Genomic DNA, 25168 nt, shown 5'->3' on the forward strand with positions numbered 1-25168 from the left:
AAAACGGACTTGCGGGTCCTGCGGCAGGCTGTCAGCCTCTCGGCATGCGCTCGCGAACCGTCGCAACGTCCGACGTGGACGGCACCGAGAAGGTAGCCGTGGTGATCGATGTGATGCGGGCGTTCACCACTGCGGCGTGGGTCTTCCACCGCGGGGCGGACAGGATAGTCCTCGCCGCCGACGGCGACCGGGCACTGGCACTCAAGGCGTCGAATCCCGGCTGGCTCGCGCTCAAGGACGGGACGCCCGCACGCGGCTTCGACCTGACCAACTCGCCGGAACTGGTCAGGCGCGCCGACCTTGCCGGGCGGACCGTCGTACAGACGACGACCGCAGGTACGGTCGGGGCGCTCGCGGTCACCGAGGCCGAGTGGGCGCTCTGCGGCAGTTTCGTCGTGGCAGGTGCGACGGCCCGCCTCCTGGCGAGCACCGGCGCCGACGCGGTGACCTTCGTGGCGACCGGCGAGGGCGGCCGAGCAGCGGAGGATCGGGCCTGCGCCGACTACCTGGCAGAACTGTTGGGCGGAGGCCACGTCGACCCTGCGCCCTATGTCCGACGGGCCCGGGACTCCACCGCCGCCCAGGAGCTGCGTGACGGGCGCCGCCATGGAAGTCGCTCCGCCGATGTGGGGTTGTGCCTAGAGGTGGACCGCTTCGACTTCGCCATGAGGGTCACACTCAAGGCCGGGATGGCGGTCCTGCGACCGGTTGCCGCCCGGCCGGGTGCGGGGCTCGCCGGACACCGGGCACGGTGACCGGCGAGCCCCGCTCCCCCACCGGCTCGCCACGGCCCCGCAACACGCCGGCCACGGCCCCGTGAACGGACCACCGATCGCCGGCAGCCGGAGCGAAGCGCCGGTGACGCCTCCTTCCGTCAGGCCAGGAGGCCGTTCAGCCACTGCTGCCAGGCGGCCTCGGCTCCATCCGTATCCGGTCCGAACAGGTGGTGGAACATCAGCAGGACACCCGAGCCGAAGTGGAAGGTGTAGATGCCGTCGGCGGTACGGACCGCGATCCGCTCGTCGTCGGCCCAGACGACCTCGCCGTCCATCGGTGCCAGGCCGGACGGTTCGGCATGCGCCCGCGCACCGGCCGGGACCGGGACGGTCAGCGCCAGCCCGTGCGCGAGGGCCGCGCCGACGTCGCCCGCCGCCCTGCCGGGCGTCGGAACCATGGCGAACACGGGGAAGCCGGTCCGTCCGGGAAAACGGGTCAGGTACTCGCCGAGCGTGTGGAGGTGGAAGGGCCACCCGCGGCGCAGCGCGTCGTACTCGTCCTGCCAGTCGTCTCCGAGCAGGCCGCTGTGGACCACGCGGAGGACGGTACTGCCCTGCTCCTTCCCCTCGATCAGGTACTCGAAGGCCGTCCTCGCCGGGAGATGTCCGGGTCGCGAGGCGTCTGCCGGGTTCGTAGGCCGTGATCACGGCCTGCTCACGGTGCCCCGCGATGTCCATCGACGCGACACCGCCTTCCCGGGGTTCCACCTCGTTGCGGCCCATGAACCAGGAGTCGATGCCCGGGCCTGTGGCGATGGCCTGCCAGACCTCGTCCGGGCCCACCGGCAGGGTCGTCTCCAGCTCGATCTCGAATGGGTGCGTCATGATCGCTCTTCCTGTTCGGCTGACGGTTCTTGTTCGTTGCCCCCCATGGCTTCCGACAGCGGGCCGGGCCCACTCGACGGAACGTCCGGACGGGCGTCGGGGATCTGGTGCACGCCGACGATCACGCGGTTGCGCCGGCCTCCCGGGGCGGACTCGTCGTGGTAGCGGCCGACCAGGGCAGCCACCGCCTCGGTGAGCTCCTCGGCGAAGGCCGACCGGTCGGCCGCGGACGCGAAGCGCACCTCGGCATCGATCCCGAAGCTCGCGACCCGCCGCTGGGCCCGGGCGGCGCCGGTCAGCAGTGCGCCGACCTCTCGCACCATCCGGGCCCCCAGCGCCAGAAGCCAGTGTCCGGAGAGCTGGTCGGGGGACCGGGAGGGATCCGGGCTGACGGCTGCCAGGGCGCTGGGCGAGATCACGTAGGAGGAGGCGGTGGCGCGGTACACGCGCTCGGTGACATTGCCCTTGCGCCGCTCCTCGGCGAGCTCGACGAGTCCGTGGCGCTCCAGCTCCTTCAGGTGGTAGTTGACCTTCTGCCGAGGCAGCCCCAGGCGCGCGGCCAGCATGGCCGCGGACCCCGGCTCGGTCAGGGCGGCGAGGATCCGGGACCGCATGGGGTCCAGGGATGCCATCGCCGCGGCGGGCTCTTCGATCACAGCTACATCCAGCACTCCCCCAGGATTACCCGGACAATAATTCTTGTCAAGACAAAAAATATTGTCGGTGCATCTCGGGCCGCTCGTTCGACGGGTGGAGTCGAGTGCCCGTGAAGGGTTCGTCGGGCTTCGCCCGGAAGGCGCACGGCGCAACCCGTCTCCGGTGCACACAGGGGCTCGACCGGCGAAGCGTCCGACGTTCACGGGGGGGGGCGGGCGTCCACGAACGCGGCCGGCGCGCGAGTACGTCCGGCCACTGCCGTTCCGGACGCCGGACTCGGCGCGTTCCCGGGACCGGCCCGGAGATGCGGCACAACGGTGGCTGCGGCTCCCCGGAGCTTTCGATACGCCGACGATATGTGGCGGCTCGTAACCTCGGGTCATGCGAGTGCTGATCGTCGAGGACGAGCCCTACATGGCGGAAGCCATCCGTGACGGCCTGCGCCTGGAGGCGATCGCGTCCGACGTCGCCGGTGACGGTGACACCGCCTGGGAGCTGCTGAGCACGAACACGTACGACATCGCCGTCCTCGACCGCGACATTCCCGGCCCCTCCGGCGATGAGATCGCCGAACGCATCGTCCGCTCCGGCAGCGGCATGCCGATCCTCATGCTCACCGCCGCCGACCGGCTCGACGACAAGGCTTCGGGCTTCGGACTCGGCGCCGACGACTACCTCACCAAGCCGTTCGAGCTCCGCGAGCTCGTACTCAGACTCAGAGCGCTCGACCGCAGGCGTGCGCACAACCGGCCTCCCGTGCGGGAGATCGCGGGCCTGCGGCTCGATCCGTTCCGCCGCGAGGTCCACCGCGACGGCAGGCACGTCGCACTGACCAGGAAGCAGTTCGCGGTGCTCGAAGTCCTCGTCGCCGCCGAGGGCGGTGTCGTCAGCGCCGAGGAGCTCCTGGAGCGGGCGTGGGACGTGAACGCCGACCCCTTCACCAACGCCGTGCGCATCACGGTCTCGGCCCTGCGCAAGAGACTCGGCGAACCCCAGGTCATCGCCACGGTGTCCGGCGCCGGGTACCGCATCGACGCGCATCCCGCTCGCATCCGGGAGGGCAGGGAACGTGGCTAGGCGGCCAGGGCTCAGCGTCCGCTTCAAACTCACTCTCAGCTACGCCGGGTTCCTCATGATCGCCGGCATCCTGCTGCTCGCGGCGGTGTGGGTGTTCCTCCTGCGCTACGTCCCCGACCGCGCGATGCTGATCAACCCCGACGACAGACTCCGTGGCGTCTTTCCCGTCCGGTCCGCCCTCCTGGACGTCTTCGCTCCGAGGGCGGCAGCCGTCCTGGCGTTCCTGCTGGTGTTCGGTCTCGTGGGTGGGTGGATCCTCGCCGGTCGCATGCTCGCGCCGCTGACCCGGATCACGGACGCCACCGGCATGGTCGCGAAAGGCGCGCTCTCGCACCGGATCCGGCTGCCCGGGCGCAGGGACGAGTTCCGTGAGCTCGCCGACGCCTTCGACACCATGCTCGTCCGCCTCGAAGATCACGTGGCCGAGCAGCGGAGGTTCGCGGCCAACGCCTCCCACGAACTGCGCACCCCGCTGGCCGTCTCGCAGGCGCTTCTCGACGTGGCCCGCAAGGATCCGGAACAGGACCTGAGCAAGGTGATCGACCGTCTGTACGCGGTCAATGCGCGGGCGATCGACCTGACCGAGGCGCTGCTCGTGCTCAGCCGCGCCGATCAGAGGACCTTCGTCCGGGAGACCGTGGACCTCTCCCTGCTCGCGGAGGAGGCCATCGAGACGCTGCTCCCACTCGCCGAGAGACGTGGTGTCGGGATCGAGACCGCCGGCGGGATCGCCCCGGCTTTCGGCTCACCGGCACTCCTGCTGCAGTTGACGACGAACCTCGTCCACAACGCGATCGTGCACAACCTGCCTTCCGGGGGACGGGTGTGGCTCAGCACGGAAGTGAACTCCGGGTACGGGGTGCTGACGGTCGAGAACCGCGGCGGGAAACTCTCCGCCCGGTCGGTGTCGACCCTCACCGAGCCCTTCCAGCGGGCCACCGAGCGGGTCCGCAACGACCACGCGGGGGTCGGACTGGGCCTGGCCATCGTCAGGCGGATCACCGAGGTGCATGACGGCTCACTCACGATCGCCGCACGCGCCGAGGGCGGCCTCCGGATCACCGTTCGACTGCCCCTGCCACCCGCCCGATCCCCGAAGGACTCCGACCGATGAGTAAAGCTCTACAAGACATCGAGGGTGCTCGGGAAGATGACGAGGCGCGCGAGCGCGTCGCGGCTCCCGGCACGGCCCGAGCCCGCCGCTTCTCCGCGGGCCGGGGCATCCGCTCCGGTGCCCGGGCGGCGGCACGGCGTGCACGTCGAGCCGTACGGAGTCTCGGCACACCTGAGCCGTGGAAGCGCGGCCGCTGGGCGGCGGCGTCGGCACTGGTGCTCGGTCTGCTCATGCTGCTCCACGGGAAGATCACCGACCGGGGCGGCGCGGGCAGCTTCGTCGAGACGCTGCTGCCGTGGTCCGGCGTGTTCATCCCGGTGCTCCTCGTCCAGGCCCTGTGGCGCAGGTCGGCCGCGGCGACGACGGCGCTGGTGCTGCCGGCCGTGGCGTGGTCGAGCCTGTTCGGAGGGCTGCTCATCGACAAGTCGACCCCTGGCGGGGACCTGACGGTGGCCAGCCACAACGTCAGCGCCGAGAACCCCGACCCTGTGCGTACCGCCCGCGCCCTCATGGCGTCCGGGGCGGATCTGCTGGCGCTCGAGGAGCTGACCCCGCAGGCCACGATCGCGTACGGGAAGGAACTGGCCGGCACCTACCCGTACCGCACGACACAGGGCACGGTCGGCCTGTGGAGCAAGCTGCCCCTGTCGGCCTCCCGGCCGGTCGACGTCCTGCGGGGAAACGCCGGACCGCTCGCGGAGAGCCGGCGGGCGGAGGACCTTCCGGTGGACCCGCCCCGGGCCCTGCGCACGACGGTGGCCACCGACCGGGGGCCACTGGTGGTGTTCGTGACCCACCTGGGGTCGGTGCGGCTGATGCCCCGGCACGGCTTCTGGACGGACTCGCGGGACGTCGGCGCCGCAGCGCTCACCAGGGCCGTCGGCGCCGAGCGGAGCGAACGGGTGGTGGTGCTCGGCGACTTGAACGGGACCACCGACGACCGCGTGTTCGCCAGGCTCACCTCGCAGCTGCGCTCGGCGCAGGAAGAAGCGGGACACGGTTTCGGTCTCACCTGGCCGGCAGCGTTCCCGGTGGCGCGGATCGACCAGATCCTGGTCCGGGGTGTGGAGCCTCGCAGCTCGTGGGTACTGCCGGACACCGGCAGCGATCATCTTCCGGTGGCGGCCCGCCTCAGCTGGTGACAGCGGCTGCGCCCGTATTCCAGAAGACCGGCCGGGCGGGCCGGCGCCGGTCTCCCGGGGCCGGCTCCCGTGGCGGGCCGGACCGCGCGCTACGGAGCCGTGAAGTACCGCGGGAACCGGGGACCCATCCACGGCCTGCGGCCCCATGCGAAGACCCGCCCCCGGACCATGGCACCCACCGGGGAGCAGCGGCCGAGCGCCATCAGGAGGAAGGTGACCGGCTCGATGGATATCGTGCAGTCCGGTCGGTCCGGACGATGCCGGGATGCGGTCGCCGCGCCCTCGGTGAACGTCACGCCGAATCCTCCGCCACCCCACAACCGCACCGCATAGCGCGCGTTCAGACCTGCGGTGGCCGCGGCGGCCGTCACGCGTGGCATGGCCTCGATCATGAAGGGAAGCGCCAGGGCGACCCGGTCCGGGGTCACTCCGTGCGGGCGCCCGAGGGCACGGGCGATGTCGTAGCCATGGCCCAGCATGTGCGTCAGCAGGTACGAGCCGAGGACCGCCCGGTTCATCGGGCCCATCGGCGTCATCAGCATCTCGCCCGCGGGGCGTCCGGCCACCGCGTCGACGTACGCATCGGCCTGCGTCACGATCATCGCGGCCAGCGGTTCCGCTCCCCGCTCGCCGAATGCGGCGAGCGCCTGCTCGTTCGCCGCGGCGATGCTCTGCGGAGTGCCGTCGCCGTGGTTGCGGGACAGCCCGGCTCCCACGTGCGCCATCAACTCGTTCGCCTGCGCCAGATGCGCGGCCGCCTCCCCCACCGTCCACTGTGAACCCGGCACCGGAGCGCCCGTGTCGGGGGCGCCGCGCAACAGCTCCGCGATCTCCTCGGCCGTGGCGCGCAGCGCGTCGGCGAGCCCGACGGGCAGGACCCCTGTGCGCACCGCCGGGATGTGCCGCCCCTGATCCGCCGTTGCGCTCATGTCGCCGTCGCTCCCCGATACCGCCGTACCCGCCAACCGAGCCTCTTGCCCGCGCGTACACAAGAGCAGCCCGGACACCTTCTCGGCAAGGGGCGGTCGCATGCGTCCCGCACGTCCCGTCCGAGCCCGGCAGGAGTCGAGGGGCGTTGTCTCGGCCGATTCAGGGCCGGGAAGACGCCGATGGCGGTCAGGCGGCAGCGGCGTCGGAGCCCAGCGTGGAGCGCAGACGCGCAAGGCCGGGGGTGGGAGCGATCTCCTCGGTCAGGACCAGCAGGCCCAGGGGCTGGCGTGCCAGGTTCCTCACCGACGTCTCCCGGCGCGGATCGGCTTGCTGTTCGAGGAGCAGGTGCAGACCCGCGACATCCATGAAGAGCGTGTCGTGCAGGTCCCAGATCACCGCGGTCACGCCGGGCGGCAGAGCGGCAGCGGCGGCCCGGAGCGAGGGCAGAGTGTCGTAGTCGATCTCGCCGTGAGGAGTGATCCGGGCGGTCGAACCGGCGATCCTGGTGGTGGTGTTCATGGCGGGCATGCCCCCTTCCGGGGGTGGTGAGCCCAAAGGCGAGGCGCCCCGAGGGCGGCCGACGATGGCGGGAGCTGGATGCCCGTGGTGGGGGCAACGCCCAGAACCCAAAGTCCGGCACCTGGAGTGCCGGACGGTCTCGTGTCCGTTCATCGTTGCACAGCGGCAACCGTTCGCGCCATGCCCCGAGGGTGGCATCGACACCGTGCCTGGCAGAGCGGGTGAAGCCCCGGAGTGGGCACGGGAGCCGTCAGCCGGCCTAGGTCATGACGTCGTGGCGCCTGTGACAGTGCCTCGCCAGGTGTACGGTGCGGGGCTCCCCGGGTGGTGTGCGACACCCACCACCCTCAGGGAGCACGGCCCGGCAGGCAGGTCCGGGCCGGTCCAGGTGCTCCGGCCGGTCCGCATGCCCCGGCCGGTTCAGGTTCCGCCAGCCGGTTCGGTGCTCCGGCCGGTTCCGGTTCCGCCGGCCGGTTGGGTGCTCCGGTCGGTTCAGGCCTGCCGGATCGCGGAGATGTCGAAGGTGAGCTTGATCTTGTCACTGATCAGCACACCCCCACCCTCCAGCGCCGCGTTGTAGGTCAGACCCCAGTCACTACGGTTGACCGTCGCCGAACCATCGAAACCGACCCGCACATTACCCATCGGGTCCACAACCTCACCGTTCAGCGTCAGCTCCAACGACACCGGACGACTCACACCCTTGATCGTCAGCTCACCATCCATCCGGAACGTGTCCTCATCCACCCGCTCCGCACCCGTACTCCGAAAGACCATCTCCGGAAACTCCTCCACCGCGAAGAAATCACCGTTCAACAGGTGCTCATCACGACCGGCCAGCGCCGTATCGATACTCGCAACCTTGATCACGACCTCCGCCGTCGACGCCGACGGCTCCGAACCATCCAGACGCAGCCGACCGTCATACTCCGTGAAACGCCCACGCATCGTCGTGACCTTCGCATACTTCAACGAAAACCCGATCTCACTGTGCGTCGAATCGATCACGTAGTCACCCGTCAGATGCGACAGACCCGAACCCGACACACCAGCAGAAACACCAGCCACGACAGGAGCGACAACAGCAGCACTCCTACGGTTGAACAGACCCATGACGTACTCCTTCAAAGGGATGACGATTGCTGCACTTGTCAACCTTTGCCCCCTTTGCGCCATTCCCCAGGACGTCGACGACGAGCGTGATGGCCGTCACCACCCTCCTCCCCCTTACGGCGGCCTCTCGGTTCCTCCGAGGCGGCACAACTCCCCCTCTCCCCGATCGCCTGCCACCGCGCGCGGCACAGGCAGGCGATCACTGCGGCGATCTCGGGGTAGCCGCTGCTGGAGGAGGTTCACAACCATGAGTGCAGCAAGCAAGAAGAAGTCCCGGTCCAGGGTGTACCTGTCGCTCGCCACCACCGCTTTCGGTGCACTGGGCGTCGTGAAGCAAGCCAAGATCGCCCGGGAGGAGAACGACACCCTGCGGCTGGTGGACGCCGCGGTGTCGACCGCCAAGGTCGTCACCGGTCTGGCGATTCTCTATCGCGAGCTCAAGCGTCTCGGTGACGACGACGTCCTGCTGGGCTGAAGGCGTCCCGGGCACACGAGCGGATCAGGAACCGGCGTAGAGCCCCCGGCTGCCCCCGGGCGGACCGTATCGCGCGGTCGCCCGGGGGCACCCGGTGGCACCGGGCCGGGGGGACGCCCCGGAGCGCCGGCCCTCGTCGTGAGCCCCCACAGCCACGGCTTCCGCCCCTCGCCCCCTCCGCTTCTCGAACGCTTGAGTCCCAGGGCCCGACTACCGGCACTCGGCCGGAGCCGGAGCCGGAGACCCGGTCGAGCCCGTCGAGCCCGTCGAGCCCGTCGAGCCCGTCGAGCCGGCAACGCTACGAGAACTTACTGATCTCCCAGAAGCGGAAGACGGTCGAAGCGTCCAGAGTCCATTCCAGGCCGGACACGTCGTCACTCGCCACCGCGTACTGCTTGCCCTGCCACAGCGGCAGGATCGGCAGCTCCTCCGCCACCTTGTCCTGGAGCTCGCCGAAGGCCTCCTGAGTCGTACCCCGGTCGGCCTGGGCAGCGGTACCGGGGATGATCCGGCTCGCGATGTCCCCACTCGCGTAGCCGTTCTGCAGGACGTTGTCCTTGCCGAAGAACGGCTGGGTGAAGTTGTCCGGATCGGGGTAGTCCGGAACCCAGCCCTTCACGTAGACGCCGAGTTCACCGGCCTCGATCCGCTTCTCGTACTGCTCGAAGGGCAGGGACTCGACCTTCGCGTCGAACAGACCGCTCTCGTTGAGCTGCTGCGCGATCGCGCCCAGTTCGTTGTCCGTGGCGGGGCCGTAACGACTCGGCGTGGACCACAGCGTGAGCTTCACCTTCCCGGTGATACCCGCGCCACGCAGCACCTGCTCCGCCTTGGCCGGCTGCGGGCTCCCCCCGTACGTGTCGAAGAACGCGGTGTTGTGGGCCGTGATTCCGGCCGGGACGATCGAGTACAGCGGGGTGGCGGTGGAGTGGTAGACCTCGCTGACGAGCGCGTCGCGATTCACCAGGTACGCGATGGCCTTGCGCACCGGAAGCCTGCCGGCCACCGGGTGGTTCAGGTTGAACACCAGGTGGTGCACCTCGGCGCTCGAGCCCTCGACGATGTGGATGCCGTTGTGGGACGCAGCGCTCGATTCCTCCAGTTGCTCGATGTCCTGCGCCGCCAGCCCGCGGTAGGCGACGTCCACCTTCCCCTTCTGCAGCGCGGACACCAGACCCGCCTGGTCACCCCGGAAGAAGTCGAGGGTGATGCCCGAGTTCTTCGCCCGCGCCGTGCCGCGGTAGTCGGAGTTGACGGAGAACACGGCTTTCGACTTGTCGAAGGACTTCAGCTCGTACGGGCCGGATCCCACCGCCTTGCCGTCCTTGCGCAGTGCGTCCGCCGGATACTCGCTGTGGTCCACGATGGACCCGGCACCCGACGCGATCTTGCTGGGGAAGGTGGCGTCGGGGGCCTTGAGCCGGAAGACGACCGTCTGAGGATCCGGAGCCGTGATGTTCTCGATGGCGGTGAGCAGCGGCACGGGCCCCGAGGGGTCGTTGATCCTGATCGCCCGCTCGAAGGAGTACTTGACGTCCTCGGATGAGGCTGTTGCCGTTGCTGAAGGTCAGGCCGTCGCGGAGCGTGCACCGGTACACCGTGTTGCCGCTCTCGAACACGCAGGACTTCGCCGCCTCCGGCTCGGGCGTCGAGCCCCCTCGCGGGAAATGAGCAGCGACTGGAAGACATTGTTGAAGAGCAGCCACGAACCGGGGTCGTAACCCGAGGCCGGATCCACCGCCAGGACCTCGTCCGACATTCCCACGACGACGGAGTCACCATGTCCGGCCGCGTCGCCGTCGCCCTGGAAGCCGCAGCCGCCCAGCAGGACCACCGCAAGACCCGCCCCGACGGGGGCCTTCGCTCCCCATTTACGCACGTTCACAGAACTGCCTCTTGCTTTCCGACCGGTCGTTCGAGGGCGTGGCCCCTCGTGACCTCAGCCCGCAGGCCCCCTCAGACACACAGAGGCCCGTTACTCGACTCGACAAACATTTACTTGACTCGGCAAGCATAACGTCGGAGCGGCCACCCCCGCGCCACACACTCGAACCACCGGGAAGCACGCCTGTGCGCCTGGACACCCGGGTGCCCGGTAATGGCCTACACAGCAAGGGAGTTGGAGCCCAGCCGAATCGATCCGGAACTCGACAGCACGGCGAGTCGCACCTCACCTCGACGTGCAGACGTCACCGAGGTCCGACCCGGACCGGACGCCCGACAGCAGTCACGCGCTCACCCTGCCCAGCAGTGCACACGCACGCCGCCGTCGGCGGCAGCGCCAGCCATGAGCACGCCGCCTGAACTTCCCACCCGCCCCGCACCGTGCCCCTTTCAAGGCACGCAGCCGAACAAGCACGACACGCAGTCATGCCAGGCGGGCGCCGGGACTGGAGACCACGGGCGACCTCGACACCGCTCTCCGCGGGGGCCGAAGTCGCCTGATATCGCGCACGCGAGTAACGACACCCGAATGGCCCGAACAAAGAGAAGCGGAATATGTGATTCCATTTCTGGTTGTCACCGGAGCCTCGGCTGACGCCCGATCAGTCCCGTCCCACAATGATATGTATAGCCATTGCGTGCTTAATGGACTGATGCCGGACAGGCGAGAGAGACGCCGGCCTTCCGCCGCCGGAAATCCACCGACCGGGCCATGTGGCGTGGGTCACTGTTGACCATCCAATCGACACCCAATTAATATCAGCGGATATTGCCCACCCCCGTCGGGCGACCGAAAAGCAGACGTGCCATCGGCCGCTCCCCCCATCGCGCACAACTGGCACAAAGCAATGGAGTCCCGGTACGAGATGGCGGCACCCAGGAGCGCTGTTCGGCTTACCGAACGAAGCCGTGAGCACGTAAGTCCTGTACCGACGGCCGACCTGCCGCACTCACCGAAAACCGTCAGACAGAATGCGTCGATCAGGTCCCACCATCACCCCCGCCTTTTAATACAGCCGATACAGCACGCGCCGTGAGTCCCTGACAGCAAATTCCAGGGCCCTGATGAATCGTTCGAAATAGCACACACCACGCATGCCTCCACGCGTTTTCGGGAGTGCCGGATTCCCCGATACGCAGGGCGGATTTCCGTCGTGTCCTTTTCTACTGAGGGGTAATCCGTGCCTTCCCCCCGCATCACCGCCGCCCACCACCGCGGCACCGAGGCATTACCCGCACCCCTTTCGCTGTCGCAGGAGCGCCTTTGGGTCACGGCGCGCATGGACGGAGCCGCAGGCGCCGCCTACAACGAACCGATGCCCTTCGACATCCGGGGGCCGCTGGATCGCGATCTGCTCCTCCGCGCACTGCACCTGCTGGCGGCTCGGCACGAAGCCCTGCGGACCCGCCTGGTGCCCTCCGGCGGTTCGGCGCTTCAGATCGTGGATCCGCCGGACACCGGCTTTCCCGTGGCCTTCGAGGACCTGACAGGGCTGCCGGACGCGGCCGAACAGTTCGCGCGCATACGGCTGGAGGTGGAGGGAAGGCCCTTCCGCCTGGGCGAGGAGCCCATGGTGCGAGGCTGCCTGGTGGCACTCGAACCCGACCACCACGTACTACTTCTGACAGCACATCACATCGTCTTCGACGGCTGGTCCCGGACCTTGCTGCTGCGCGAGCTGGGGCTCGTCTACACCGCACTCCGGCACGGGCACGACGCGTCACTGCCGGAACTGACATGGCAGTACGGCGACTACACCCGCTGGCAGTGGGACTGGATGTCCGGTGAGGAACCCACCGCACACGCCGACTACTGGGTCTCCACGCTGACCGGCGCTCCCGCTGTGCTCTCCCTTCCCACGGACCGGCCCCGGCCACCCGAGCAGGCCTTCGAGGGCGACCGGGTACCCGTGATCGTGGAGGAGGACCTGACGCGAGCCCTCCGCGCACTCGCCGCAGACAACGGCGTCTCCCTGTACGCGACCGTCCTGACCGGCTGGACGCTGTTGTTGTCGCTCCTCTCCGGGCAGGACGACATCGTTGTCGGCGCGCCGACGTCGAACCGGCGCCGCGGGGACGTCGAGGGCCTGATCGGCTTCTTCGTCAACACACTCGCCCTGCGGACGGAACTGTCCGGCTCGCCCAGCGTGAGTGACGTCCTGGCGCAGGTGAACCAGCGGATCCGCGACGCGCTCACGCACGTCGACCTGCCCTTCGAGCGCGTCGTGGAGCTGGTCAACCCACCGCGGAGCCCTGCGTACACGGCGCTGTTCCAGGTCATGTTCGCATGGGTCCCCTCCATGCGGGGGGAACTGGAACTCCATGATCTCGAAGTGGAGTTGCGCGAGGATGCCACGCACGTCCCCGCGAAGTTCGACATGGTCCTCGCGCTGGCGGACGAGGGTGCGTCCCTCGCGGGCGAGATCGACTACGCGGTGGCTCTCCTCGACCGCGCCACCGTCGAGCGGTACATACGCCAGTTCCTCCGCGTGCTGCGCCTGATGACCGAGCGTCCCGAGGCCGGGATCGCCGACCTGACGCTGCTGGACGAGGACGAGCAACGCGAACTCCTCGCCACCTTCAGTACCGGGCCACTCGCCGCGTCCGGCGCGTCGGCGCCGGCGGGTCTCCTGGAGCGTTTCGCGGCACACGTACGCGAACGCCCGCAGCAGCTCGCGATGGTCGCGGGAGACGTGGAGGTCGACTACGCCACGCTGGACCGCCGTTCGAGCCGGCTCGCCCAGGCACTGATCGCCCGCGGTGCCGGGCCGGACCGCGTGGTGGGCCTGCACGCCGGGCGTACGGCCGGGCTCGTCGTCGGCGTGCTCGGCATCCTGAAGGCGGGGGCCGCCTATCTTCCCCTCGACCCCGGGCAGCCGCCGGAGCGGCTCACGTCCATGGTGAGCGACGCCGCACCGGTACTCGTACTGACCGACCAGGAGGTCGCCACGGGCGACGACCGTCACCTGTGGAAGGACCTTGCCGAGACGGAGGCCGAGGGTGCGCTCGACGAACCGCCGGTGACCGATGCGGACCCCGCCCGGCTCGCCTACGTCATCTACACCTCGGGATCGACCGGTCGTCCCAAGGGCGTGGCGGTGACGCACGGCAGTGTCGTCAACCTCTTCGACCACTGGCATGAGCTCATGGGAAGCGCCCCGGGCGAGGCGTCCTCCGCGTGGTCGAGCATCGGCTTCGACGCGTCGGTGCACGAAATCCTCGTGCCGCTGACCACCGGGGCGGTGCTGCACATGGTTCCGGACGATATCCGGGGCGATCCCGGAGCCCTGATGGACTGGCTTCGCGACCACACGGTGACCCAGGCGTTCCTGCCGCCGTCCTACGTCCTGTGGATCGACGAGGATCCGGCCGAACGACTGGCCGGGCTGAGTCTGCGTCAGCTTCTGACCGGGGTGGAGTCCCTGCCCGAGCGCGCCCTGCACCGCATGCGCGAGCTGCTGCCGGGCCTGCGTATCTGCTTCGGATACGGTCCGACCGAGGCGACGCTGTATTCCACCGCCTACACCGACCCGCGTCCGTACGACCGGTCGTGTCCCATCGGGCGGCCGCTGCGGGGCACGCGCCTGTACATCCTCGATACGCGCATGCGCCCCGTGCCGGTCGGGGTGGCCGGCGAGGTCTACATCGGCGGAGCGAGCCTGGCCCGCGGATACCTGAACCGGCCCGACCTCACCGACGAGCGTTTCGGACCCGACCCCTTCGTGCCCGGCGAACGCGTCTACCGCACCGGCGATCTGGCTCGCTGGCTGCCCGACGGGAACGCCGAGTACGCCGGGCGCGGCGACGACCAGCTCAAGCTGCGGGGCTTCCGCATCGAGCCGGGCGAGATCGAGGCGGCGCTGCTGGCGGTTCCCGGCGTGCGGGAGGCCGTCGTCATGGCCGATCGGGACACCCCGGTCGGCCCCCGCCTGGTCGCCGGAGTGGGCTGTGACCTCGATACCACGCGGACGGCGTACGAGTGGCGCGCGACCCTCCGGGACCGGCTGCCGGACTACATGATCCCCGTCGTGGTGGCCGAGTTCATGCGTCTGCCGCTCAACCGCAGCGGGAAGGTGGACCGGACCGAGGTGCTGGCCGCCGTCGCACGGACCCACTCGGGGCGGGTCAACACGCTCGCGCCCCGCGACGACGTGGAGATGGCTCTGTACCGCATCTGGCGGGGGGTTCTCCTGCACACCGAGGTCGGCATCGACGACAACTTCTTCGAACTCGGCGGCACGTCGATCTCGGCCATCAAGATGGCGTCCGCCGTCCAGGAGGAGCTCGGTGTCACGCTGCCGGTCCGGGACGTGATGCTGCACCCCACCATCGAGGCGCTCGCCGAGAGGGTGCGCAGCGTCGGCACCGGACTTCCGCGGGCCGCCGAGTCCAGCAGCCTGGTGGAGTTCCGCGCGGGCAGTGGCCGCAGGCGACTGGTGTGCGTGCATCCCGCCGGTGGCACGGCCTTCTGCTATCTGCCGCTGTCCTCGGCGCTGCCCGACGATGTCGGCGTGGTGGGCCTCCAGGCACCCGGGATCAATCCCGGCGAGTCCACCCTGCCCGGTGTCGAGGCGATGGCCGAGGAGTATCTGCGGCTCGTCGGTCCCCGCCATGACGAGGCACTGGTGCTGTGCGGGCTCTCGTACGGCGGCCTGATCGCCTACGAGATGGGCCGCCGCCTGGTGGAGGCCGGGCACGGGAGCGTGAGCGTGGTCCTGCTCGACACCCACGGCGCGGAGGACGCGGCACAGCGTGCCGCGATCGCACCGGTGGGCATGGCCGAGTTCCGGGACAAGCTGGTGCGGTTCAACGGCATGTACCCAGGCATCGACGACGACCAGGTGGCGCGCTACCTGAACGTCTACAACCACCATCGCGAGACGGCGCGCGACTACGCCGTACCGGAGTCACCGGCCCGCGTCGTGCTGCTGCAGGCGACGGCCGTGGATGAAGGGGACGGGGGCGAGGCGGGGGAACGGATGCGCGCGTTCTGGCAGCGCCGCGTCAGCGGTGAGTTCGTCGTCGAGCCCGTGGCCTGCGGCCACTGGGACATGTTGGAGAGCGACGAACTGCCGCGCGTCGCCGGCGTCCTCGCCGCCGAACTGGAACGGACGGCAGCTGGACCGGGCGTGACCGGCACGCAGCGCACGACACTTTCTGGCACGTCGGAGGCATGATGGAACCCCACGTCGAGACGTCTCCCGCCGGTCTGGCGGAAGACCTGAGCGCACGGGCCGGGATCGCCCTCGGGATCCACCGACGGGCCCTGCGCACACCACGGGCCGACGCGGTCGCGGACGGTGAGGTACGGCTGGACTACGCGACGTTGAACGCCGCCGCGGCCTCGGTGGCGGCGGAGTTGGGCCGCCGGGGTGTGACTGCCGGACAGGCGGTCGCGGTGGCGCTGCCGCGCTCGTGGCAGCTGGTCTGCGTGATGCTGGGCGTTCTTCGGCTGGGCGCGCGGGTGGTGCCGCTCGACACGCAGAGTCCTGCCGAGCGCCGTCTCTTCATGCTGCGGGACTCCGCCGCGGTCGCCCTGGTGTGTGCCGCATCCGGGGATGTCTCCGAACTTCCGGAAGGCGTACCGGCGTTCGCCGTGGACACGTTGCTGCCCGGACTCCCCGATGCGGCAGTCGCCGTAGAGGAGCCGTCCGCCTCGGGCGATGTGACCTTCCTGTTCTACACCTCGGGCACGACCGGGCGGCCCAAGGGTGTCGAGGTCCGCGAGGCCGGGATCATGCGGCTGGCCCGGCCCGGCTACATCAGGGTCGAGCCCGGCCTGCGCTACTCCTGCCTGGCCAATCCGGCGTTCGACGCGCTGAGCTTCGAGGTCTGGGCGCCCCTGCTGACGGGCGGCTGCTGTGTGATCCTGCGGGACGCGGATGCGCAGACGCCCGAGAGCCTCGCTCAGGCGCTGCGGCGGGAGCGGGTGGACACCGTCTTCATCACGACCGCGCTGTTCAACGCCGTGGTCACGGCCGTGCCGGACTGCTTCGCCGCAGCGGGCGAGGTGCTGGTGGGCGGCGAGCAGCTCGACCCGCGGGTGATGCGCCGCTGGTACCGGGACAACACCGGCAGCAACACCCGTCTGTTCAACATCTACGGTCCCACGGAGTGCTCCACGTTCGCTCTGTGCCATCCGATCCCCCGGGATTTCGACGGTGACGTGGTGCCGATCGGCGGGCCCCTCCCGCAGACCGGCGCCGTCCTGGTCGTGCCGGGCCGGGAGAGGGTCGCCGCCCCGGGTGAGGTGGCCGAACTCCTGCTGAGCGGGGCCGGGCTCGCGGCCGGTTACCGCAACCTCCCCGAGGAGACCGAACGCCGCTTCGTGCGGCTCGAATGGCTCGACGGGGGCGAGGCGCGGTACTACCGCACCGGTGACCTCGTCAGGACCGATGCCCGGGGCCGGGTGGAGTACATCGGGCGGACCGACCGTCAGGTCAAGGTACGCGGCTTCAGAATCGAGCCGGGCGAGGTGGAGCGCCGTGTTCTCGCCCACCCCGCGGTCGGTCGGGCGCATGTGTGCGCACGGCGTTCGGGCGAGGCCGGGCCGAACGAACTTCTGGCGTTCGTCGTCCTGGGGCAGGATCTGGCCTACGAGGAGTTCGAGAGGCATCTCGCTGCCCACCTGCCCGCCTACATGCGTCCGCACCGGATCCACCTCGTGCAGGACATGCCGCTCAACGCCAACGGCAAGGTCGACGAGGGCTCCCTGCTGCGGCAGGCCGGCCGTCCCTGGCGGCCGGACGCGGCTGACGGCGCGGTGACGACGGACACGGAGCGAGAGGTCCTCGCACTCGCCGAGGAGATCCTGGGGGCCGGCGGCCTCGGTCTCGGCGACCGGTGGATCGCCAATGGCGGCGACTCGTTGAAGGCCCTGCGGCTCCGCTTCGCCGTCCGGAAGCGGTGGGGCCGCGACCTGGCGCAGGAGGTCGTCCTGCACGGTGACCTCGCCGCGGTCGCCCGGGCCGTCGCCTCGGCGGGCCCGGCCGGGGAGTACGCCGTTCCGGTGCCGGTCGTCGCGGGCGCCCGCTCCGCACCGGCCACGAGTGAACAGCAGCGGATGTGGCTGCTGCAGCGCCGTGCACCGGGCTCCCGGGCGTACTCCGTCCACCAGGCGTTCCGGGTGGACGGGTCGGTGGACGCCGTAGCCCTCCGGGCGGCCCTGCGGTCCCTGGTGGCCCGGCACGCGGCACTGCGGACGGGCTTCTCCCTCGGGCCGGAGGGCCTGTTGCAGACCGTCGGCGAGCCGTACGACCCCTGGCAGGAGCCGGGGGCGGAGCGGATGTGGGACGAGGGCGCGGCGCGGTCCTTCGCCGACACCTTCTTCGCCGAGACCTTCGACCTCGCCGTGCCCCGGATGCTCCGGGTCTGCTGGCTGCCCCACGAGGGCGGCGGGACGCTCCTGCTGCACCTGCACCACATCGCCGTCGACGGCTGGTCGTTGAGCGTCCTGCTGCGGGATCTGTCCGCCGGCTATGCCGACGCCACGGGCGTACCGGCCAACCGGCACGATCCGTCGGCTCCGACGCCGCTGGACTACTCGGTCTGGCAGCGCGACTGGTTCGCGTCGGCGGCGTACCGGGCCCAGCGCGACGAACTGCTGTCCTACTACCGGGACCTGACGGAAACGCAGGAGTCGCTGCCCTTCGAGGGCACAGATCCGGCACCACGAGCACGGCTGCTGCACACCTCCCTCGACGCCGACCGGCGGGCCACGCTCGATCTGCTCTGCGCCGAACTCGGGCTGACCCGCTTCCAGGTGCTGCTGAGCCTGTTCTCCGTGACGGTGTACGGCGTCACGGGCCTGGTCCGCCCGCGCATCGCCGCCCCGGTCGCCAACCGCCCGGTCCGCGAGTTCGAGGACAGCGTGGGCATGATGGCGAACACCGTCCTGCTTCCCCTGGCCGTCGCCCCGCGCGAGGACCTGCGCGCGCACCTCGTCCGCGCGTCGGAGGCCATCGGTCAGATGCTGCGGCATCACGAGGTGGCCTTGACCGACGTGCTGACCGGTTGGGAGGGGGCCGGCGACGGCACCCCCTTCGACCTGCTGTTCGTGCTGGAGAACACCGACTTCGAGGCGCTGCGGCTGCCCGGCTGCGTCCAGCGCCCCCTGTGGTGGGCCGCGTCGGAGGCGAAGTGCCCGATGACGGTCTCGGTCCTCGAGCACGCCGACGGCCTCGACCTGCTGTGGGAGTACGCCGAGGACCGGTTCACCGACGAGGCCGTCGAGGCGATGGCCGCATTGTTCGGCAGGTGTGTGGACGCGCTCGCCTCCGGTGGCCGCTCCACCCCGCAGGAACTGATCGCGCCGTACCGGCGGTCCCTGCCGGCGCACGGTCGCGGGCCCGTCCCAGAACCGGGCTTCACCACGGTCGCCGAGGGCTTCGCGCGCCAGGTGACCCGGAACCCGGAGGCCCCCGCCGTCCTCACCGCGGACGGCAGCACGCTGAGCTACGCGACCCTCGACGCGCTCGCCACGGCCCTGGCCGCAGAACTGACGGGCCGTCACCCTATCCCGGCGGATGGGAGCCCTTGCCGGGCCGCTCTGTACCTGAGCCCCTCCGTCGAGCATGTGGTGGCCCTGCTGGCACTGGCCCGGCTGAACATCACCGCTGTCCCCCTGGACCCCTCCTACCCGCTCGAAGCGCTGCGCCGCGTCGTGGAGCGCGTCGACCCCCTGTGCGTCCTGGTCGCGGACGAGGACTCCCCGGTTCTGGACGCGCTGCTCGCCGACGGCGTGGTACGCCACCCCGTCCTGCTGGGTGTCCCGGAGCCGCACGCGGGTGCGGCCCCGCCCACGCCGTACGACGGGCGCGGGCACGACGGCGCCCGGCCGCTCTACACCCTGTTCACCTCCGGCTCCACCGGCGTGCCCAAGGGCGTCCAGATCTCCGACCGCACCCTGTGCGACCTGATCCGGTGGCAGTCCGGTCCCGGCGGCCTGACCGCGCCGGCGGCGACCCAGCAGTTCTCCGCGCTGGCGTTCGACGTGTCGTTCCAGGAGATCTTCGGAACGCTCTGCACGGGCGGCACCCTCCAGCTCGTACGTACCGAGTGGCGCCAGGACGTCCCCGCGCTGCTGGAGCGGCTGGAGTCCGCGGGCACGGAGCGGATCTTCATGCCGTACGTGGGCCTGCAACTGCTCGCCGACTACGCCGTCCGCCTGGGCAGGTTCCCCTCCCGGCTGCGCGAGGTCGTCACGGCGGGCGAACAGCTCGTGTGCACCGACAGCATCCGCCGCTGGTTCGCCGGACTGCCCGGTGCCCGCCTGTTCAACCACTACGGGCCGAGCGAGACGCACGTCGTCAGCGCCCTGTGTCTGGAGGGGGACCCCTGCCTCTGGCCCGAGCGGCCCGCCATCGGCCGCCCGGTGGCCGGCGCCGACCTGCGCGTGGTGGATGCCCAGGGCGATCCGGTTCCTCCCATGTGCACGGGCGAGCTGCTGATCGGGGGCACCATGACCACCCGCTGCTACCTCGGCGAACCGGCCCTCGACGGCACGCGTTTCGTCGAGGTGCCGGGTGAGGGTCTCTTCTACCGCAGCGGCGACCGGGCGTGGTTCGACAGCGAAGGGCTGCTGCACCATGCGGGCCGCGACGACCAGCAGATCAAGCTGAGCGGGCACCGGCTGGAACTCGGGGCGGTCGAGGCGGCGCTGCTGCGCCATCCGGCGGTGGTCAACGCGGTCGTCGTCTCCGACGGCGACCGGTTGACCGCCTGTCTGGAGACCGGGGACGAGTGCCCGGACGCGGAGGACCTCAGCGCCCACCTCTCGTCGCTGCTTCCCTCCTACGTCCGGGTGGACCGCTTCAGAAGACTGGAGACGCTCCCGCGCACCCCGAGCGGCAAACTGGACCGGCGCGCGGCGCTCCGGGCGGGGGGCGAGGAGCTGGGCCGCCCGGCCGTCGTCCGCACCGGGCTCTCCGCCGAGGAGGAACTGCTCACCGTCGCCTTCGAGGAGGTCACCGGGGCGGTGATCCGCCCGGATCAGACCTTCTTCGACGCGGGTGCTTCCAGTCTCACCCTCATGCGCTTCCACCTCCGCTGCACCACGGCGCTCGGCATGCGCTTCGACATCGCGGATCTGTTCGAGCACGTCACCGTCCGCTCCCTGGCCCGCCACCTCTCCGCCGGCGGCCCCTCCCCCGTCCGGGCAGCCGCCGCACCGGCCGGGTACGGCACGGGAGCCCCGGAGCCCGGCGAACCGATCGCGGTCGTCGGCATGGCGGTACGGGTGCCCGGCGCCCCGGACCTGGCGGCCTTCTGGGACCTGGTGGTCTCCGGCGGTACGGGCATACGGCGCGTCGACGCCCCTGAGGGCGTCATCGGCGCGCACAGCACCCTCGACGGGATGCTCGACTTCGACCCGGGTCACTTCGGCATCAGTCCTCAGGAAGCGCGCCTGATGGATCCTCAGCAGCGCCATCTGCTGATGGCGTGCGTCCAGGCGCTGGCCCACGCCGGAGTCGCCGACACGTCCGCCGCCCGGGTGGGCCTGGTCGCCGGCGCCGGGGAGAACACCTACTTTCAGACCCTGCTCCGCGAGGCCGGCCCCGGCCGCCTGCCCGACGGCTTCCAGCTCGCCCTGCACCACGAGAAGGACTTCCTGGCGACCAAGGTCGCCTACCACCTCGGGCTGACCGGTCCCGCCTTCAGCGCCCAGACGGCGTGCTCCAGTTCCCTCGTCGCCGTCCATCTCGCGGCAGGCCTGCTGCGGCAGGGCGATGCCGAGGTGATGCTCGCCGGAGGGGTGCTCGTCGACCCGGGGCTCAGCGGCGGCTACCGCTACCGCCCGCAGCACATATTCTCCGCGGACGGCGACTGCCGTCCCTTCAGCGACGACGCGACCGGGACGATCGGAGCGAGTGGCGTCGGCGTCGTGGTCCTGAAACCACTGAGCCGGGCGCGCCGGGACGGCGACACCGTCTACGGGGTCGTCACGGGCTCCGCGATCAACAACGACGGCGCGCAGAAGATGAGTTACACGGCTCCGTCGCTGGCCGGGCAGCGCGAGGTGATCCGGGCGGCACTGAGCCGTGCGGGCCGTACCGGGGCCGACCTCGGCTACGTGGAGGCGCACGGCACCGGGACCCGGCTGGGCGACCCGATCGAAGTGAGCGCACTGCGCCAGGCGTTCGACGTGGGCGAGTCCGGTCGATGCGCCCTCAGCTCCGTCAAGAGTCAGCTCGGCCACATGGGAGCGGCGGCGGGTGTGGTGGGGCTCGTGCGCGCCGTCCTCGCCGTGCACCACGGCAGTATCCCGCCGAACCTCAACTTCCGCGCCTTCAACCCGGAGATCGGTTCCGACCCCACCCCCTTCTTCGTTCCGGCCCGGGCCACCCCCTGGCCCGATGGGCGCGGACGGGTCGCCGCGGTGAGCAGCTTCGGGATCGGCGGCACCAACGCCCATGTCGTCGTGGAGCAGGACACCGGGACCGGCCCAGCCGTGCCGGGTGCGACCCCCCTGTGCCTGGTGCTGTCCGCGTCCAGCGCGGAGGCGCTCGCCGCCGACGCTGCGCGGATCGCCGACTACCTGCACCTGCGGCCCGGGTGCTTCGAGCCTGTGCTGCGCCACCTGCAGTCGGGACGTCCGGCCCGCGCCCTTCGCGTCGCGTCTCCGGTCGCGGACGCCGCGTCCGCCGTGCGGTGGCTTCGTGCGGTGGCCGCCGGAGAGATCGGGCATGCCACAGCGGATCCGGACGCCCCGCCGGTCTCCTCCGCCGGCCTCCCGGTCCGCGCACTCGCCGAGGCGTGGGCCGCGGGGGCACCCGTCGACTGGTGGGCGGGCTCCGCCCCGGCGCCCTGGGACTTCCCGCCTCCGTCCTTCGCACTCGCGGAGTACGACTTCGACCGCGCACCCGAGGCCCCCGCCGCAGTGGCCCAGCGACTGCCCAGGGCCGAGTGGCTGCACCAGCCTCACTGGGTCAGACTCCGGCGCGCCGCCGTCGCGGGCGCCACCACGCGGTCCGATCGCGTGCCGGTCGTGGTCGTCGTGGCTCACGCGAGCACTCCGCAGGAGGCGCTCGGACCTTTCCAGGACGTGGCCTCGCGCGTGGTGCGGGTGCACCCGTCCGGCGCGTTCGCCCGCAGGGGGCCCGACGCCTTCGACGCCGACCCTGCCGACCCGGTCTCCCTGGGCCGGCTGCTCGACGCGCTGTCCGTGGACGGCACCGCGGGTCCGGACGACGTGGAGTGGGTGCACGCGCTGCCCCTGGACGTGACGGGTCCGGTCGGTCCCGCCACACTGCGACGGGCCCGGATCGCCTGTCTTGACACCAGCGCGGCCCTGGCCAAGGCGCTGGCCGGGCGGACCTGCTCTCCGCGCGTGTGGTGGCTGTCCCACGGCGCCCGGCCCGTCGAGGGCACCGTCCGCAGACCCGAACTGGCGCTCCTGGCCGGGCCGGTCGAGTCCGGCGCCCAGGAGGCCGCTTTGGACGGCCACTGGCTCGACCTCCCCGACCACGACCTCGCCCGGTGGGGCGGGCAGGTGGCCTCCGTCCTCGCCGTGGCACGCCGGGCGGCCCTTCCCGGCGGTTCGGTCCTGCCCAGGCAGCTCGCGCTGCGGCAGGGCTACTGGTGGGTGCCCGGCACGGCGCCCGTGGCGGCGCCGTCGGGCCCGGAGCCCCTCGCACCGTCCGGTGAGGGGACGGCGTGGGAGCCGGAGCCACTCATCGCGTCCGGCGAGGAGGCGGTCCACCTGGTGCTGGGCGGCACGGGTGGCATCGGCCGTGCCATCGCCGCCTGGCTCCTGGAACACACCCGCGGCCGGGTCCTCCTGCTGTCGCGGAGTCCGCGGCTGCCCGCCGAGCTGACCTCCTGGGCCGACCGCGTGGACCTCGTCCCGGCTGACCTCGCGGCCATGACCGTGCACGACGTGGCGGCTGCCGTCGCCCGCCGGACGCAGCGGGTGGACGGGGTGATCCATGCCGCCGGGCTGGGACACGGAGGACTGCTCGTCCGGCGTGACGCCGACGCGATGCGCGACGCAGCCGCGGTCCGGGAGAACGGTGCACTCGTCATGGAGCACCTGATCGAGACCTTCCGGCCGGACTTCGCGGTCTACTGCTCCTCCATGTCCGCCCTGCTCGGCGGTGTCGGTCAGAGCGACTACGCGGCCGGCGCGAGCCTCCTCGACGCGTTCGCCCACCACCGCGCCGCACAGACGGAGAGGACGGTGAGGATCGGCATCGACTGGGACATCTGGAGCGAGACCGGTATGGCGACCCGGGTCCAGAACCCGGACAGCCGCCACCGGGCGCACCTGGAGGTCGGTATGTCGGTCGAGGACGGCAAGGCGGTCTTCGGCCACGCCCTGACCCTGCAACTGCCTCAGCTCCTCGTCTCCACGACCGGGATCGAGGCCGCCCGCGCGTTCTACGCCCCCACCGGCGGCGAGCGGGCGGAGGAGCCGGCCCCGCGGGCCGGGCACGAGCACGGCGGGGACGCCGCGGCGGATCGGTCCGGCGGGGACGGTGCCGTGGAGCGGGCCGCCGCCCTGACCCGGCTGATCCAGGATCTGCTGGGCGTGGACGAACTGGCCCCGGACGACTCCCTCTACGACCTCGGAGCCGACTCACTCACCCTGATCACGCTGATCGCCCAGATCGAGGACGCCTACGGCGTCGCGTTCGACCTGGCTGCCTTCAGCTACCGGGTCAGCCTCACCGAGATCCTCAAGCACGTCGAGGCCGCCGTCAGCCCCGCCGGTCCCCGGGCGGGGGCGGCAGCGGGCGCCGGCTCGCGCGTCGTCCTGGACGTATGGCAGGAGGGAACGGGCGCCGCCGTCCTGTGCCTGGTGCACCCCGTGGGCGGGGACATCCAGGCCTACCGGACGCTGGTGGCGGCGCTGGGTCCCGAACCGACCGTGTGCCTGATCGCCGATCCGGCGCTGCGGGACGCCACGATGCCCGCCTGGTCACTGGCCGAGCGCGCCCGCCAGTACGAAGCCGGGCTGCGCGACCGGTTCGGAGGACCCGGTCACCGGCTGCACCTGGCCGGATGGTCCTTCGGCGCGCGGGTGGCCATGGAGATGGCCGCCCTGGCCGAATCCGACGGGCGCCCGTTCGAAGGGCTCCACCTGCTGGACCCGCCACCGCCGCAGGCGCACGGGCTGGTCGCGTCCTACGACAAGGACGACCTGGAGAAGGTGTTCGCCGCGGAACTCGGCACCGGCTCGGTTCCGGGGACGGGCTCGGCGGCGGCGTCGGCGTCGGCGTCGGCCGAGCACGTGCGGGCATACGCCGAGAGTCTGGCCCGCTGCTGCCGGGCGAACCTGCACAGCCTGGGTGAGCACCAGGTGCGGCCCTTGCTCCTCACCTCAACCTGCCTGTGGCTGGCCGAACGGCCCACGGCCGGCATGCCTTCACCCGGCGATCCCGAGGAGACGGACCGTCAGTGGAGCGCCTGTCTGCCGTCCTCCGCCGTCCGGCGGTCCCTGCCCACCGACCACTACGGCATCGTCGCGGCCCCGCACGTCCGCGCGGTCGCCGAGGGCATCACGGCAGCGCTGGCGGAAGCAACCACCGGCATGCACGACGGGAAGGCGCCGGGGCGCGCCCGGTGAGGCCATGCCCGTCCCACGAGTTCCACAGCG

General features: G+C 71.0%; 12 protein-coding genes and 1 pseudogene. 7 read left to right on the plus strand and 6 right to left on the minus strand.

The features are described from left to right. The first annotated feature begins 44 nt into the window (after positions 1 to 44). Positions 45 to 755: a 2-phosphosulfolactate phosphatase gene (locus OHT61_RS00630; protein WP_329034016.1), complete on the plus strand. Its 711-nt coding sequence runs from the start codon at positions 45 to 47 to the stop codon at positions 753 to 755. A gap of 119 nt (positions 756 to 874) precedes the next feature. On the opposite strand, the gene OHT61_RS00635 is transcribed toward OHT61_RS00630, so the two are convergent. Together OHT61_RS00635 and OHT61_RS00640 are read right to left on the minus strand one after the other, a co-directional pair. After that, entirely contained in the window at positions 875 to 1312 is a 438-nt protein-coding gene (locus tag OHT61_RS00635) for a hypothetical protein (protein ID WP_329034018.1), read from the minus strand. 285 nt (positions 1313 to 1597) lie between these two features. After that, on the minus strand, positions 1598 to 2272 hold the full coding sequence (locus tag OHT61_RS00640) for an ArsR/SmtB family transcription factor (RefSeq protein ID WP_329034021.1): 675 nt from the start codon (positions 2270 to 2272) through the stop codon (positions 1598 to 1600). A 367-nt stretch (positions 2273 to 2639) separates the two neighbouring features. Here OHT61_RS00640 and OHT61_RS00645 point away from each other — a divergent pair, with 367 nt between their 5' ends. Genes OHT61_RS00645 through OHT61_RS00655 form a run of 3 tightly spaced genes read left to right on the plus strand, consistent with a single transcriptional unit; the run spans position 2640 to position 5591 of the window. Continuing rightward, positions 2640 to 3335, plus strand: coding sequence for a response regulator transcription factor (locus tag OHT61_RS00645; protein ID WP_329034023.1), 696 nt, complete (start codon positions 2640 to 2642; stop codon positions 3333 to 3335). Further along, on the plus strand, positions 3328 to 4449 hold the full coding sequence (locus OHT61_RS00650) for a sensor histidine kinase (protein WP_329034026.1): 1122 nt from the start codon (positions 3328 to 3330) through the stop codon (positions 4447 to 4449). Before OHT61_RS00645 ends, OHT61_RS00650 begins: the two co-directional genes overlap by 8 nt. Next, positions 4446 to 5591: an endonuclease/exonuclease/phosphatase family protein gene (locus tag OHT61_RS00655; protein WP_443049337.1), complete on the plus strand. Its 1146-nt coding sequence runs from the start codon at positions 4446 to 4448 to the stop codon at positions 5589 to 5591. The genes OHT61_RS00650 and OHT61_RS00655 overlap by 4 nt, the downstream gene beginning before the upstream one ends. Before the next feature lie 89 nt (positions 5592 to 5680). Here the strand turns inward: OHT61_RS00655 and OHT61_RS00660 are convergent, their stop codons facing one another. From OHT61_RS00660 to OHT61_RS00670, 3 genes are all read right to left on the minus strand, one after another. Next, positions 5681 to 6520, minus strand: a complete 840-nt coding sequence (locus tag OHT61_RS00660) for a maleylpyruvate isomerase family mycothiol-dependent enzyme (RefSeq protein ID WP_329034027.1) — start codon at positions 6518 to 6520, stop codon at positions 5681 to 5683. A 187-nt stretch (positions 6521 to 6707) separates the two neighbouring features. Continuing rightward, on the minus strand, positions 6708 to 7040 hold the full coding sequence (locus OHT61_RS00665) for a hypothetical protein (RefSeq protein WP_329034029.1): 333 nt from the start codon (positions 7038 to 7040) through the stop codon (positions 6708 to 6710). A gap of 492 nt (positions 7041 to 7532) precedes the next feature. Then, positions 7533 to 8153: a YceI family protein gene (locus OHT61_RS00670; protein WP_329034030.1), complete on the minus strand. Its 621-nt coding sequence runs from the start codon at positions 8151 to 8153 to the stop codon at positions 7533 to 7535. Between the two features lie 247 nt (positions 8154 to 8400). Between OHT61_RS00670 and OHT61_RS00675 the strand changes: the two genes are divergently transcribed. Beyond that, entirely contained in the window at positions 8401 to 8628 is a 228-nt protein-coding gene (locus OHT61_RS00675) for a hypothetical protein (RefSeq protein ID WP_329034031.1), read from the plus strand. A gap of 298 nt (positions 8629 to 8926) precedes the next feature. Here the strand turns inward: OHT61_RS00675 and OHT61_RS00680 are convergent. Next, positions 8927 to 10513: pseudogene (locus tag OHT61_RS00680) on the minus strand (ABC transporter substrate-binding protein). A 1240-nt stretch (positions 10514 to 11753) separates the two neighbouring features. Between OHT61_RS00680 and OHT61_RS00685 the strand changes: the two are divergent. Continuing rightward, positions 11754 to 15749 (plus strand): non-ribosomal peptide synthetase, encoded by a 3996-nt coding sequence (locus OHT61_RS00685; protein ID WP_329034033.1) that lies wholly within the window; start codon positions 11754 to 11756, stop codon positions 15747 to 15749. Next, positions 15746 to 25138 carry a non-ribosomal peptide synthetase gene (locus tag OHT61_RS00690; protein ID WP_329034034.1) on the plus strand — a complete coding sequence of 3131 codons (9393 nt, stop codon included), beginning with the start codon at positions 15746 to 15748 and terminating at the stop codon, positions 25136 to 25138. The genes OHT61_RS00685 and OHT61_RS00690 overlap by 4 nt, the downstream gene beginning before the upstream one ends. Positions 25139 to 25168: the final 30 nt, after the last annotated feature.

The sequence above is a fragment of the Streptomyces sp. NBC_00178 genome, from assembly GCF_036206005.1.
Lineage (GTDB): Bacteria > Actinomycetota > Actinomycetes > Streptomycetales > Streptomycetaceae > Streptomyces.

Excerpts from the sequence above, each read along its gene's own strand:
- OHT61_RS00665 (WP_329034029.1), bottom strand. The coding sequence starts at position 7,040 with ATGAACACCACCACCAGGATCGCCGGTTCGACCGCCCGGATCACTCCT.
- OHT61_RS00645 (WP_329034023.1), top strand. The coding sequence starts at position 2,640 with ATGCGAGTGCTGATCGTCGAGGACGAGCCCTACATGGCGGAAGCCATC.
- OHT61_RS00660 (WP_329034027.1), bottom strand. The coding sequence starts at position 6,520 with ATGAGCGCAACGGCGGATCAGGGGCGGCACATCCCGGCGGTGCGCACA.
- OHT61_RS00655 (WP_443049337.1), top strand. The coding sequence starts at position 4,446 with ATGAGTAAAGCTCTACAAGACATCGAGGGTGCTCGGGAAGATGACGAG.
- OHT61_RS00675 (WP_329034031.1), top strand. The coding sequence starts at position 8,401 with ATGAGTGCAGCAAGCAAGAAGAAGTCCCGGTCCAGGGTGTACCTGTCG.
- OHT61_RS00630 (WP_329034016.1), top strand. The coding sequence starts at position 45 with ATGCGCTCGCGAACCGTCGCAACGTCCGACGTGGACGGCACCGAGAAG.
- OHT61_RS00670 (WP_329034030.1), bottom strand. The coding sequence starts at position 8,153 with ATGGGTCTGTTCAACCGTAGGAGTGCTGCTGTTGTCGCTCCTGTCGTG.
- OHT61_RS00690 (WP_329034034.1), top strand. The coding sequence starts at position 15,746 with ATGATGGAACCCCACGTCGAGACGTCTCCCGCCGGTCTGGCGGAAGAC.